At 63.2% G+C, this 13,502-nt stretch carries 11 protein-coding genes and 1 tRNA gene; 10 read left to right on the top strand and 2 right to left on the bottom strand.

Annotated features, from left to right (window positions below):
• Nucleotides 1-75 precede the first annotated feature (75 nt).
• The 9 genes from EII26_RS10500 to EII26_RS10460 all read left to right on the top strand — a co-directional run bounded on the left by EII26_RS10500 (nucleotide 76) and on the right by EII26_RS10460 (nucleotide 11,797).
• Nucleotides 76-921 carry a 4-(cytidine 5'-diphospho)-2-C-methyl-D-erythritol kinase gene (locus EII26_RS10500; protein WP_158612279.1) on the top strand — a complete coding sequence of 282 codons (846 nt, stop codon included), beginning with the start codon at nucleotides 76-78 and terminating at the stop codon, nucleotides 919-921.
• A 66-nt stretch (nucleotides 922-987) separates the two neighbouring features.
• Nucleotides 988-3,054, top strand: coding sequence for a lytic transglycosylase domain-containing protein (locus tag EII26_RS10495; RefSeq protein WP_158612278.1), 2,067 nt, complete (start codon nucleotides 988-990; stop codon nucleotides 3,052-3,054).
• 6 nt (nucleotides 3,055-3,060) lie between these two features.
• A complete protein-coding gene (tilS, locus tag EII26_RS10490; protein WP_124889111.1) occupies nucleotides 3,061-4,182 on the top strand; it encodes a tRNA lysidine(34) synthetase TilS in 1,122 nt (373 codons plus the stop codon).
• Nucleotides 4,167-4,751: a hypoxanthine phosphoribosyltransferase gene (gene hpt, locus EII26_RS10485; RefSeq protein WP_446718758.1), complete on the top strand. Its 585-nt coding sequence runs from the start codon at nucleotides 4,167-4,169 to the stop codon at nucleotides 4,749-4,751. Before tilS ends, hpt begins: the two co-directional genes overlap by 16 nt.
• A gap of 226 nt (nucleotides 4,752-4,977) precedes the next feature.
• Nucleotides 4,978-7,005 (top strand): ATP-dependent zinc metalloprotease FtsH, encoded by a 2,028-nt coding sequence (gene ftsH, locus EII26_RS10480; RefSeq protein WP_124889110.1) that lies wholly within the window; start codon nucleotides 4,978-4,980, stop codon nucleotides 7,003-7,005.
• A 114-nt stretch (nucleotides 7,006-7,119) separates the two neighbouring features.
• The gene (uvrB, locus tag EII26_RS10475) at nucleotides 7,120-9,156 is read left to right on the top strand and encodes an excinuclease ABC subunit UvrB (protein WP_233572713.1); all 2,037 of its coding nucleotides are present in this window, start codon (nucleotides 7,120-7,122) and stop codon (nucleotides 9,154-9,156) included.
• A 169-nt stretch (nucleotides 9,157-9,325) separates the two neighbouring features.
• Nucleotides 9,326-10,156, top strand: coding sequence for a transporter substrate-binding domain-containing protein (locus tag EII26_RS10470; protein ID WP_158612277.1), 831 nt, complete (start codon nucleotides 9,326-9,328; stop codon nucleotides 10,154-10,156).
• Nucleotides 10,157-10,190: 34 nt separating this feature from the next.
• The gene (locus EII26_RS10465) at nucleotides 10,191-11,033 is read left to right on the top strand and encodes an amino acid ABC transporter permease (protein ID WP_199735180.1); all 843 of its coding nucleotides are present in this window, start codon (nucleotides 10,191-10,193) and stop codon (nucleotides 11,031-11,033) included.
• Nucleotides 11,006-11,797: an amino acid ABC transporter ATP-binding protein gene (locus EII26_RS10460; protein WP_342447312.1), complete on the top strand. Its 792-nt coding sequence runs from the start codon at nucleotides 11,006-11,008 to the stop codon at nucleotides 11,795-11,797. Before EII26_RS10465 ends, EII26_RS10460 begins: the two co-directional genes overlap by 28 nt.
• Nucleotides 11,798-11,893: 96 nt before the next feature.
• Here the strand turns inward: EII26_RS10460 and EII26_RS10455 are convergent, their stop codons facing one another.
• Nucleotides 11,894-12,364: a ferritin-like domain-containing protein gene (locus EII26_RS10455; RefSeq protein WP_255415962.1), complete on the bottom strand. Its 471-nt coding sequence runs from the start codon at nucleotides 12,362-12,364 to the stop codon at nucleotides 11,894-11,896.
• A gap of 460 nt (nucleotides 12,365-12,824) precedes the next feature.
• Between EII26_RS10455 and EII26_RS10450 the strand changes: the two genes are divergently transcribed.
• A tRNA-Ala gene (locus tag EII26_RS10450) sits at nucleotides 12,825-12,900 on the top strand.
• Between the two features lie 158 nt (nucleotides 12,901-13,058).
• On the opposite strand, the gene EII26_RS10445 is transcribed toward EII26_RS10450, so the two are convergent.
• The coding region (locus tag EII26_RS10445; RefSeq protein WP_124889106.1) for an IS30 family transposase at nucleotides 13,059-13,502 on the bottom strand (444 nt) is incomplete at its 5' end.

Genomic DNA, 13,502 nt, shown 5'->3' with positions numbered 1-13,502 from the left:
TACAATACCCCCGGCTGGTCGGGGGTATTTTTTATGCGCCCCGGTCGGCCTTTCCGAAACCGAGGAGTGAGTGCCATGCGCGTTATTCTGCCCGCCTATGCGAAAATGAACCTGTCCCTTCGGGTGACCGGACGGCGGGAGGACGGCTATCACAATCTCGTCTCGCTGTTCCTCCGGATTCCCTCGGGCGAGGTGCTCCGCGTATCCGTCCTGCCCGACCCCGTGGGCGAGGATCGGGTTCGGGTGGAGGGGATGGCGCTCGAGGGCGAGAACATCGTCTTCAAGGCTCTTCGACTGGCGCGGAGCGCCGGTCTTTCCGTCCCCTGCCTGGACGTGGAGCTCGTCAAGAGCCTTTATCCGGGGGCCGGGCTGGGGGCGGGAAGCGGCAATGCGGCGGCGCTCCTGAGATGGCTTGCGGCCGATGGGGGGGAAGGACGATGGGCGGAGGTCGTGCGCCGTACCGGGGCGGACGTGCCCTTTCTCTTCTCGGGCTGTTCCGCAGCCCTGGTGGCGGGGATCGGGGATCGGATCGAGCCCGTCGTCCCCCTTCCCCTCCGGGGGTGGGTGGTGTTTCCCGACTGGAGCGTGGGGACGAAAAATGCCTACGGCGACCTGGATCTTCGGCATCCCGATGGCTATCCGCTGTCCGAGCCCGATGCCCGCGCGGAGGCGATGCGGCTTCATGAGGCGCTGGGGAGGGGGGAGCGCGTGGGGCTCCTCCCCAACGATTTTGCGCCGCCCCTCCTGGAGCGTTTCCCCGATTACCGTCGGCTCTTCGACCGCTTCGAGCGGCTGGGCTGCATGGCTTGGGGGATAACGGGCAGCGGCGGGGCCGCCTTTGCCCTCTTCGAGGGGGAGGGACGCGCTCCCGATTGGCCCGACTGGGTCCGGCAGGTCCTGTATTTGCCGTCGTTTCATTGACCGGTTTCCTCCTTTCGGCGGAGTACCGGGGGAGGGGACGAATCGTATACCGTTAAGGAGATGCCAGTGCTGAAAAAATTCTTTGAGACGAAGGTCTGCCGGCTCGCCTGTGCGGCGCTGCTGGCGTTGCTTTGTGGGGTCCATGGGGTCGAGGCGGCGGACACCCCGATGTACGATCTCTTCTGGCGGCGCGCCTGGGCTGCCATGGACAAGGCCTATGCCTCGAAGCGGGATGCCTCGCCCCGGGAGCATGCCCTGATGGCGAACGCTCTGCGCCTGCGCGGCAAGTGGACCGAAGCGGTCGCCGTTCTGGAGGCTCACGGCGCCTCCTTCCCCCAGTCGGTTCGGCCCTATGCGGATATGACGCTGCTTCTGGGGTACGAGAGGACGGGGCGGACGGAGGAGGCCCTTGCCCTCTCCGAGCGGCTTTGGAGGTCCGCGCCGAAGGACCTGAGATACTACATCGCCTCGGCTCAGTATCGTCTCCGGAAGGACGGAGAGCCCCGAGCGGTGCAGGTGGCCCTGGAGCGGATGCTCCAGGCCGCGGATACGAAGGAGCGCCGAATTTATGTTCTCTCGCGGCTTGTCCGCCTGCCGGGGGATCGGACCGCGCAGGCCCTGAGCCTCCTGAAGCTTCAGGCGGGCAACAAGGCGGCTGCCGAGGTCCTGTCCCTGCATAAGAAGCCTTGGCCTCAGTCGGTCCGGGTTGCCCTCGGGGTCTATGCCCATCTGAAGAAGGACGACAAGACGGCGGTCGAACGGCTGGCGTCCGTCCCGATCGCCTCTGCGGAGGGCCGGAGGGCCGCGTATTACCGTGCCTGGTCCTTGCATCGGCTGAAACGCAGGGCGGAGGCGCTGGCCTTGTGGGGGTCCCTGGCCGAGGCCGGCAACGCCTACGCGGAGTCGTCCGTGCGGCGCATCGGAATCCTCGCGCGGGACGACAAGAAGGATGCCGTCCCTGTGCTGGAGCGTATCGTCAAGGCGCGCAAGGGCAAGCCTCAGGCCCGTGCTCTGCTGGTGCTCAGCGGCCTTGTGGACGAGGACCAAAAGGGGAAGCTGGAGGACCGGCTGCTTCGGGGGTACCCGGACACGGCCTACGCCTTCGAGGTGCTCTGGCGCCGGGGCTGGGCGAGCCTGAACGCCAAAAACCCCAGCGAGGCCGTCCGTCTCTGGAGACAGGCTTATGCGCCCGGCTCCGATGCCTCGCGGAAGGCCCGGATTCTCTATTGGATCGCCCATGCGGAGCGGGCCGCAGGCAAGGCGGCCGAGGCCGAAAAGACCCTGGACGCCCTGGCCCGCAACCATCCTCTCTCCATCTACACCTTCATGGGCCGTCCCGGGACGATCAAAATTCTGGACGGGGAGAATCCCGCATTGGCTTCCAAGCCCCGGGATTTGGAGCTTTGGGGGTTCGTCCTCTACGCGCGGTTGAGGCTCCAGGCCCCCGGGACCTCGGCGCGGGATCTCTATCGTTCCTTGAAATTGGCTCGCTGGCTGGGGCTGGAGGAGGCCTACGAACAGGCACGCCGAATGACCGGCCTGATGACCTCGGGAACGACCCTTTACCGTTCCGATCTGGAGGCGCTTTATCCCCGCCCCTTCCGAACCCAGGTGGAGAAGGCCTGCGGGACCTATGGGGTCGAGAACCATTTCGTCTGGGCCGTCATGCGGCAGGAGAGCGCCTTCAAACCCAGGGCCACGAGCTGGGCCGGGGCGTCGGGGCTGATGCAGCTCATGCCGGGGACGGCCAAGGGCGAGGCCAAGCGCATGGGGTTGAAGCAATACAATATCTACGACATTGCGGACAACATCGCGATGGGGACCTCGCACCTGGCCTGGCTGAGCAAGTCCTTCGCCCGTAAGGATTGGGTCATGGCCGCCTACAATGCGGGGTCCGGCAACGCGCGAAAGTGGCTGAAGGACGGCAGGGACAAGATGTCCCCCGATCGCTGGATCGAGGAGGTCCGTTTCAACGAGACCTGCGACTACGTCCAGAAGGTGTCCGGCAATCTGGCGGTCTATCGTATGCTGTACGGCACGGAGGAACTTGCGAGCGGGGACATCGCCGTTCCTGCGGCGGAGGACGCCCCGGAGGCCGCTCCCCTCGAAGACGAGACGGAGACCGTGGACTGAGGGCCGATGGCGGATCGGAGGGAGGATCGCGACTCGCTCTATCGTTCGGCGTGGGGACGCCTGACGCCCTTTGAGCGAGAACGGGAGCGGGGCCGGGATATCCCTTACCCGCTCTCCCTGCACTCCCTGGCGAAGCGCCTGGAACGCGTCGGGAGGCGTCAGGGCTGGCTGCCTCCCTCCGGGCCGGTTCTGGCGGCGGTATCCGGGGGGGGGGATTCCATGGCGCTGCTCTGGCTCCTCAGGACCTTCTATGCGGGGCCCGTCGTGGCCGCTCATGTGAATCACGGCATCCGAGGGGCGGAGTCCGACGAGGATGCGCGCTTTGTCCGTCAGGCCGCCCTCGGCTGGGGGGTGGAATTTCGGGAGGCCCGGGTCGACGTGCCCGGCGGCGCCCGAAGGGGGGAGTCGCTGGAGTCCGCCGCGCGGCGGATGCGTTACGAGGCCCTGTCCGACCTGGCCGAAGAATGCGGCGCCTGCGGGGTTGCGCTGGGACACAACCGCGAGGACGTTGCCGAGACCGTGCTCTTCAACCTTCTGCGCGGCACCGGAGTGCGCGGCAGTGTGGGAATGCCCGAGCGGCGAGGCATTTTTTTTCGTCCGCTCCTGTCCCTGGGGAGGGAGTTCCTCAGGGACATTTTGCGTTGTCGAGGGTTCTGCTGGAGGGAGGATCGCTCGAACGAGGATCTGAGGCACACGCGGAACTTTCTGCGCCACAGCCTTCTGCCTCTCGTGGAGGAGCGGGTCAACGAACGGGCCGTCGAGCATCTGGCGGCCTTCGCCGAGGAGATGCGCGCGTACCGCGAGGACGAGGAACGGCGCGGGACGGAGCTGCTTGCGGCCGCGGGGGTGGAAGAATCGGGCCTTCCTGCCGGAATTGCCCGGAGCCGTCTCGCCGGTCTGCCGGATTCGGACCGGGTGCTTCTGATCCGCGCGCTGGCGCGACGGCTGGGGCTGACCGCCCTCTCCCGAGTCCGGAGTCTTGAGCTCGCCCGCCTGCTGGAGGGCAGAGAACGGTTCTCGTTCGCCTGGGGCGGGGGAATAACGGTTTGTGGCGACGCCCGCCGGGTCACCTGGGCCCGTTCGGCGGCGCCCCGTCCCGAGGGGGGCGGCCTGTGTCGAAAATCGTGAATACCGAGGTTGTCGAGGAGGCTGGGGACAAGGTGAATCAGGAATATCGAATTGGCAAGGTGTTGTTTTCGAGCGAGGAGATCGCCGGGCGCGTCTCCGAGCTGGCCGCTCAGATTGCGTCGGATGCGCGGGGCAAGGAATTGCTTGTCGTCGGTATCCTGAACGGTGCCGTCTTCTTTCTGAGCGACCTCGTGCGGCGGATGCCGGAGGATCTGGACGTACGGGTCGACTTCATGTCCGTCTCGTCCTACGAAAACGCGACGAAAAGCAGCGGCGTCGTCCGTATTCTTCGCGACATCGGCAGCAGCATCGAGGGCAGGGACGTCCTGATCGTCGAGGACATCATCGACACGGGACTGACGCTCTCCTACCTTCTGGAGCTCCTGCATGCGCGCAGGCCCGCCAGTCTGAGGACCTGCGTGCTGCTGGACAAGAGCGCGCGGCGCGAGGTGGCCGTCCATGTGGATTATTGCGGTTTCTCGCTGCCGGATGCCTTCGTCGTCGGCTATGGTTTGGACTGCGCCGGAAGGTGGCGCCATCTTCCGGATATCCGGGCCGTGGAGTTTTGAGGGGGCCGTACGCTTTCCCGGGGCGAATATATCCGTGTTTTCTCGTTTCAGCCTCCGGGGGCTTGATGATAAAATCATAAAGTTCGCGTTCCGTCCGTTGCGTGCCCGTCGGTTTGTTCCGCGGTGGGCGGCGTTGCTTGCATTGTAAAGCACGACGTAGTGTTTTTGGATACTTTTTCGGTTTCCGCCCCCTTGGGGGGGAGCTTGTTGGAGAGGCGGCGATGTTTTGGGTCGAATAGTAAAAAATCTGGGCCTTTACCTGATCCTCATTCTTCTGGTGGTCAGCGTGGTCAACATGTTCCTTACCCCGGAACAGGTCCAGAAGCAGCACACCGAGATCAGTTACAGCTCTTTTCTGTCGGAGCTCGATGGGGGAAGGGTCCGCAGCCTTCAGATCCGCAACAACACGTTGCCGGGCGAATCCAGCTCCGCCGTCCTGAAGGGGGAGTTCAAGGACGGCACCCGTTTCCTGACCTACGGGGTGGAGGTCGGAAATCTGGCGGAGGTGGCGGCCAAGAAGGGGGCAATCGTCAATATCGAAGCGCCCCAGAAGACCTCCTGGTGGGTTACGATGCTCTCCTCCCTGTTCCCGACCCTCCTGCTGATCGGCGTCTGGATCTTCTTCCTCTACAACATGCAGGGCGGCGGCGGGAAGGTGATGTCCTTTGCCAAGAGCAAGGCCAAGCTCTTTCTGGACAACCGTCCGAAGGTGACGTTCGACGACGTCGCGGGATGCGACGAGTCGAAGGAGGAATTGCAGGAGGTCATCCACTTCCTCAAGGATCCGGCGAAGTTCACGAAGCTGGGGGCCAAGGTGCCGCGCGGCGTGCTGCTGCTGGGACCTCCCGGTACCGGTAAGACGCTTCTGGCCCGTGCGGCGGCGGGCGAGGCGGACGTGCCCTTCTTCAGTGTGAGCGGCTCGGATTTCGTCGAGATGTTCGTCGGCGTGGGGGCGGCTCGTGTGCGCGACCTGTTCGACCAGGCCAAGAAGTACCAGCCCTGCATCATCTTCATCGACGAGATGGACGCCGTGGGGCGGCACAGGGGCGCGGGACTCGGCGGCGGTCATGACGAGCGCGAGCAGACCCTGAACCAGCTTCTCGTGGAGCTCGACGGCTTCGAGGACGACAGCAGCACGATTCTGATCGCCGCGACGAACCGGCCGGACATTCTGGATCCGGCACTGTTGCGCCCGGGGCGTTTCGACCGGCACATCGTGGTGGACCGTCCGGACGTCAACGGCCGCGAGGCGATCCTGAAGGTGCATGTTCGGAACAAGAAGCTGGACGACGACGTCGATCTGGGGGTGTTGGCCCGGAGGACGCCGGGTTTCGTCGGCGCGGACCTCGAGAACCTCGTCAACGAGGCGGCTTTGCTGTCCGCCCGGCACGACAGGGAGAAGATCGGCATGGAGGAGTTCGAGGAGGGGATCGAGCGCGTGATGGCCGGCCCCGAGCGGCGCAGCCGCCTGATCAGCGATAAGGAGAAGAAGATCATCGCCTACCACGAGGTGGGGCATGCGATCGTCGCCAAGATGCTGCCGGAGAGCGACCCCGTGCACAAGATCTCGATCATCCCGCGCGGGCACGCCGCGCTGGGCTATACGCTCCAGCTGCCGGAGGAGGACCGCTTCCTCACGTCCCGCTCGGACCTGCTGAACCGCATCAGTATCCTGCTCAGCGGCCGCGTCGCGGAGGAGCTGGTCTTCGGCGACGTCACCAGCGGAGCGGCCAACGACCTGGACCGCTCCACCCGGACGGCGCGCCAGATGGTGACGGAGCTCGGCATGAGCGAGCGGCTGGGGCTGGTCAAGCTGGGGCGGAAGCACGAGGAGATCTTCCTGGGACGCGACATCTCCGAGGATCGGGACTACAGCGAGGAGGTGGCTTATGCCATCGACCAGGAGGTCAAGGCGATCATCGACTCCTGTTACGCGAAGGCCAAGGAGATCCTGACGGAGAAGCGGGAACTTCTGGACCGGATCGCCGCCGTCCTGTTGGAGCGGGAGGTCTTGGACGGCAAGGAGTTCGACGCTCTGATGAACGGGGAGGAACTGCCTCCGAAGCCGGAGCGGCGGAACGGGAACGGCTCGGTCTCCAAGACGGAGGAGGCTTCCTCCGAGTCCGTTTCCGGGGCGGAGGAGCCCAGGGGGGATACGGAGGAAACCGCCGAGACGGCGGTCGCCGAGGGAGAGGTGCCCCCTCTGCCGGAGAACCGGACCGACGGTCTGCCCAAGGACGGCCTTGTGGGCTGATTCGCGAGCGCGGACGTCGATGCTTTAAAATGAAGGGCGAGGGCCGGCATCATTCTGGCCCCCGCCCTCTTCGTCTCAACTGAAATTCGTCTCGATTGGGAGGCCATGACATTGATCCGTAAAGATTTCGTCCTGCACTCGGACTGGCCCGCATCGGGCGACCAGCCGGAGGCCGTCGAAGCCCTGACGAAGGGGCTGAACCGCGGGGACCGCTTCCAGACGCTGATGGGCGTCACGGGGAGCGGCAAGACCTTCACCATGGCCAACGTCGTGGCGGCGGTCAACCGGCCCACCCTGGTTCTGGCGCACAACAAGACGCTCGCGGCCCAGCTCTACAGCGAGTTCAAGATGTTCTTCCCGGAAAACGCCGTCCACTACTTCGTCAGCTACTACGACTACTATCAGCCGGAGGCCTATATCCCGTCCAGCGACACCTACATCGAGAAGGATGCCTCCGTCAACGAACGCATCGAACGGCTTCGGCTGGCCGCGACCAAGGCTCTGATCGAGCGGCGCGACGTCCTGGTCGTGGCCAGCGTCTCCTGCATCTATGGCCTGGGCAAGCGCGAGAACTACGAAAACGCCATCTTCTCCTTCGCGGAGGGCGACCGCTGGGAGCACCGCGCCTTTCTGCAGCACCTGATGGAGAACTACTACGAGCGCAACGATACGGTGCTGGAGGCCGGGAAGTTCCGCGTCCGGGGCGACACCATCGAGATCTTTCCCGCCTACGACGAGAACTGCATCCGCGTCACCTTCTTCGACGACGAGATCGAGCGGGTGGACCTGGTGAACCCGCTGACGGGCAAGCTGGTGGAGCGGATGCCGGAGGCGTCCATCTTCCCCGCCCAGCACTACGTCACCCAGACGGACGCCATCGAGCGCTCCAAGCCCTTGATCGAGGCGGAGCTGGCCCGGATGGAGGAGCGCTTCGCCAACGAGGGCAAGTTCCTGGAGGCCCAGCGCATCCGGATGCGCACGCGCTACGACCTGGAGATGCTCTCCGAGGTGGGGTACTGCTCGGGAATCGAGAACTACTCCGTCTACCTCGACGGCAGGAACATCGGCGATCCGCCCGGCACGCTGGTCGACTTCTTCCCCCGGGATTTTCTGATGATCGTGGACGAATCCCACATCACGCTGCCCCAGGTGCGGGGCATGTACAACGGCGACCGCGCCCGCAAGACGGTCTTGGTGGACAACGGGTTCCGTCTGCCCTCCTGCCTGGACAACCGTCCGCTGGAGTGGCACGAGTTCGAGGGACACCTGCATACGGCGGTCTTCGTCTCCGCCACGCCGGGCGATTATGAGCTGGAGCACTCCACGCAGGTCGTGGAACAGGTGATCCGCCCCACCGGCATTCCGGACCCGGAGGTGGTGGTTCTGCCCGCCAAGGGGCAGATCGACGACCTGATCGAGCGCCTGCGCACGGTGGCGGAAAAGGGAGAGCGCGCACTGGTGCTGACCCTGACGAAGCGCTCGTCCGAGGACTTGGCCGACTACCTGAGGGAACTCAAGTTCAAGGTGCGCTACATTCACTCGGAGCTGAACACCTTCGAGCGCGCGGAGCTGATCCGCGATCTGCGCAAAGGGGACGTCCAGGTGCTGGTGGGCATCAATCTGCTGCGCGAGGGCATGGACCTGCCCGAGGTGACGATGGTCGCGATCCTCGATGCGGACCGCGAGGGGTATCTGCGGTCCTACCGGTCCCTGATCCAGATCATGGGGCGCGCGGCCCGAAACGTGGACAGCACGGTCTACCTCTATGCCGATGCGGAGACGGAGAGCATCCGCAGGGCCGTGGAGGAGACGGAACGACGCCGCCGGAAGCAGATGGATTTCAACGAGAAGCACGGCATCGTCCCGCGCAACATCGAGAAGGAGGTCAAGAGCCTTCTCCCGCAGGAGCTGCTGGAGGCCTACTCGCTGGACGGCCCCGGACGGGGGGACCGAAAGCCCGACGAGGCCCCGAAACTGTCGGTGGCGGAGCTGGAGCGCGCGATGTGGGAGGCCGTCGAGCGGCTGGATTTCGAACGCGCCGCGACGTTGCGCGACCTGATTGCGGAGTCCCGCGGCGGGGCGCCGGAGGAAACGGGAAGGGGCCGCATGCCGAGTCCGAGAGCCGGAGGCCGCCGCCGAAAAAGGCCGTGACGGGATGTCGTGAGAGTGTATCGATGTTGCATGGGGAGCGAAAAGTTTATTTTGGTATATTTTATCCCTTTTGGATGCTATAATGCAAACTCATAAGCGCGACGGGGTTGCGTGAGGATCTTGTCGCCTGGTTTCGGGACCGATACCGATGCAGGGAAGGGTGGTTGCCATGAGAAAATCGGGGAGGGCTTTTGGAGGTTTTGCCGTGTTCACCTTGTGGGCGGTGCTGGTGCTTTTGGCCGGCGCTTCCCAGGGTGCGGAAAAGTTGACGGGCATCGATCAGCTGAAGGATCAGAAGCTGGCGGCGCAGCGCGGTACGATCGGTCATTTTCTGGCCGAGGACCTGCTGGGCGAGGACAGCAAGGCGCTGCTGACCACCTATGAGAAGTACGTGGACGCAATTGCGGCACTGCGTCAGGGGAAGGTTCGGGCGGTGATCATGGACGAGGCCCCGGCCCAAAGATTCCTGCGAAGTGTGGAAAACCTGGCCCTGATGCATGAGTCGCTCTCCGAGGAGAGCTACGCGATCGGCTTCAGGAAGGGGAACACGGAACTTCGTGAGCGGGTCGATGAAGCCCTTGCCGCGATGAAGGCGGACGGAACCCTGGCGGCCATCATCGACAAGTACAACGGCGATTTTTCCGTCAAACCGGAGGACATCGACCTGAACAAGGGCGCCAGAGGCGGCAAATTGATCATGGGGACGGAGGCCGGCTTCGCTCCCTACGAGCTCAAGGTGGGCAGCGGTTACATCGGCATCGACATCGAGATGGCGGCAGGGATCGCCAAGCGTCTGGACAAGGAATTGGTGATCGAGAACATGAACTTCGACGCGCTCCCCATGGCCGTGTCCTCCGGCAAGGTCGACATGATCTGCGCCGGGATCACCGTCACCGAGGATCGGAAGAAGAACATGGATTTCTCGGCCAACTATGTCGAGGGAGCCAGGCAGGTGGCCGTGGTCCGGGCGGACGACTACGAGGCCCCCGCGGGAAAATGACGGAATGGAATCTGGGGGAGGGGGGCGCGTTCCGATGACGTCCCCCTCCCCCCTCGACTTCGGCGACAGGGGGGTGTCCCGTGGATGGAGCCGGCCCGGACGGGGTGACGCCAGCCTTCTCGTTTGCGGGGTGCTCCTCGTCGCGATCCTGATCCACAGCGGTTTCTTCTCTCCCGGTGCCTGGAGGGATTTCGGGGAGAAGTTCCATCAGAATTTCATCCTGGACGGGCGCTACAGGATGTTGCTCGACGGCTTGAAGGCCACCCTGAGCATGACGCTGTTTGCCACCCTGATCGGTCTCGTTCTCGGTCTGGTCATCAGCGTGATCCGAGTAGCCTATCGAGGGGGGGCGCGGATCGGCCTTCTGAACGCCCTCGCCAACCTCTACATCACCGTTCTGCGTGGGACGCCGGTGATGGTGCAGCTTCTGATCTGGAACTTCTCCATATTCGCCACGGCACGCGACGTCAACACCCTCCACATAGCCATCCTGGCTTTCGGCCTGAACTCCGGGGCCTACGTCGCGGAGATCTTCCGCGGCGGGATCGAGGCCGTCGATCCCGGGCAGATGGAGGCCGGACGTTCCCTTGGGCTGTCCTATCGGGTCACGATGCTGCGCATCGTCCTGCCCCAGGCGTTCCGGAACGTCGTGCCCATGCTGTTCAACGAGTTCATCACGTTGCTGAAGGAGACCTCGGTGGCCGGCTATATCGGCATCGACGATCTGACGCGCGCCGGACAGAACATCCAAGCGCTGACGCTGGAGCATTCCCAGCCATTGGTGATGGTGGCCCTGATCTATCTGGCGATGGTGCTGGTTCTGACGGAGCTGGTCCGCAGGCTGGAAAAGTGGCTGCATCGCAGCCGGAGGTCCTGAGGATGGGGGAGCGTGCGGCTGGGGGCGGCAGGCCTCTGATCGAGGTTCGCGGCCTGAGCAAGGAGTTCGGCGGGGTATCCGTCCTGAACGGCATCGAAACCACGATCGAGAGAGGGGAGAAATTGGCGATCATCGGTCCCTCGGGCTCGGGCAAGAGCACCTTTCTGCGCTGCCTGAACCGGATGGAGGAGCCGAGCTCCGGCACCATTCTCTTTCGGGGAGAGGATATCACCGCTCCCGGCTGCAATATCGACCGGGTCCGTCGGCACATGGGCATGGTCTTTCAGCACTTCAACCTCTTTCCTCACCTGAGCGTTAGGCGCAACATCACGCTGGCTCCGGTCTCGTTGGGGTTGTGCGGTCCCAAGGAGGCGGACGCCCTGGCGGAGAAACTGCTGCGGCGCGTGGGGCTGGAGGACAAGGTGGACGAATGGCCTGAAAGGCTTTCCGGAGGACAGAAGCAACGGGTCGCCATCGCCCGGGCCCTCGCGATGAGTCCGGAGGTGCTGCTTTTCGACGAGCCGACCTCCGCGCTCGATCCCGAGATGATCGGCGAGGTGCTCGCGGTGATGAAGGAGCTCGCCGGGGACGGCATGACGATGCTGTTGGTCACGCACGAGATGGGGTTTGCCCGGGAGTTTGCCGACCGTGTGTTCTTCATGGACCGGGGAAGCATCGCCGAGGAGGGGACGCCGGAGGAGGTCTTCGACCGGCCGCGGGAGCCGCGTACCGCAGATTTTCTGTCCAAGGTCCTGCGCCGCTGACCGCTCGATTGGCGATGGAGGGCGAGAGCTCCGGCCGGATGGTCCTGGATAGAGTTGGGGAGAGCCCCGGGCTTCGGTCCGTCGGGCTCTCCCTTTTCAGAATCCAGCCTCGTTTTTGTAGTCCGCCAGCATTCTGAGATGCCGTTCCTCCTCGGCCAGAATGGCCTCGAAGACCTCCGGGGCCTCGGTCCGGAGGATGCTGCGGATCTCCCGGACGTAGGCCGCGGTGTTCTTTTCGAGCTGTATGGCGAAATCGATGGCCTGTTCCCATGCCTTGTCGGAGTCCTTGAGGATGGGCCTGAACTCCTCGAAGGCAAAGCTCTGGCGAATCAGTGTGTCCAGGTGACGGATACGGTCCGAATCCGGAGGAGCGCCATCGCCGAACTCCTTTTTGAGGGCGGAATACAGGGCTTCGTGCTCTCGTTCCTCTCTGCTGAGTTCTTCGAAGAGCGCCCGCGCCCGTTCCGATTTTGTCCTCGCGGCCAGGTCCTCGTAGAAGGCGCTGCCCCTTTCCTCAAGTCGTATCAAGGTATCCAAGAGATCGGATACGCGAAAAGGCTCTCCCATTCCAGTCATCTCTCCCTCGGCTTTTTGGGGGAAGACAGTGAAACCCCGCCTGTATTATACCTAATTTCATTTCTGAACTATGTGCAGGCTTTGTGTTTAGGCTGATAGCTGGCTTTTGATGTCCACCAACGATAGCCCCGAGTTCAGCGACGTTCCTAAGATCTGCGAAGTTGGTGACAAGCAGCCGGCACAACCGAAGAAAAGGTTGAGGGGCTCGCTGCGGTTTGTCACGCTCTCCGATGAAGAGCCGAAATGGGGCGAGGCGCAACGAAAAGCTGCCGTTGTATCCGTTATCTGCGAAGGGGATGAGGGCGGAGTGAGGCGTCTTAAGGCATCTGGTGTGGGAACCAGATCGCTTGGCTGCTGCAATAGTACATTCTGCCCCGAAAGGCCATCCGTGGGTGGAATTTGTTCTTGACAAAAACCTCTGTTGTCCCTATAATTTCTCCTGTTTTGCCGTGGGGCTATAGCTCAGCTGGGAGAGCGCTTGAATGGCATTCAAGAGGTCAGGGGTTCGAATCCCCTTAGCTCCACCAAGGATATCCTCGACCGAAAATTAAGCGGTCGATGAAAAGATTAGAGAAAAGGGCGTTTTTCCTTGTTACGAGGAAAACGCCCTTTTCGTTGTGTTTTGAAAACCCCCGGCTCGGCCGGGGGTTCAGGTAGCTTATAGCTATGAGAAGTATTTTCCCTGCTAGATTGTCAATCTAAACGCAACAGGCAAATTGAAAAAAGCCTCATTCGGGGTACGAAAGCCGAGACACTTTCTGGGACGGTTGTTCAGCCGTTCTACAATCCGTAGAACAACATCGTTCCGCACCTCTCGAAAATCGAGCCCCTTGGGCAAATATTCGCGAATGAGTCCGTTTGTGTTTTCATTTGTACCCCGTTCCCAGGGGCTATGGGGATGGGCAAAGTAGACAGGAGCCCCCAGGGCTGTGGCTATCTCCTTATGTCGAGCAAACTCCTTTCCGTTGTCTGTCGTCAGGCTACGGCACTCCATCCCCTTGAGCAGACGGATCAGGGCAGCTTGAACAGCAGACGCAGTCTTGTCTTCGATCTTTGCCGCCAGCAGCAAGCGGCTTGTGCGGTCAACCACAGTAACCAGGCCCCCAGAACCTGGCTTGCCCAGGACGGT

It is taken from the genome of Fretibacterium sp. OH1220_COT-178 (assembly GCF_003860125.1).
Taxonomy (GTDB): Bacteria; Synergistota; Synergistia; order Synergistales; family Aminobacteriaceae; genus CAJPSE01.
Note: the sequence above shows the minus strand (reverse complement) of the source record. Positions and strands in the feature narration are given on the sequence as shown.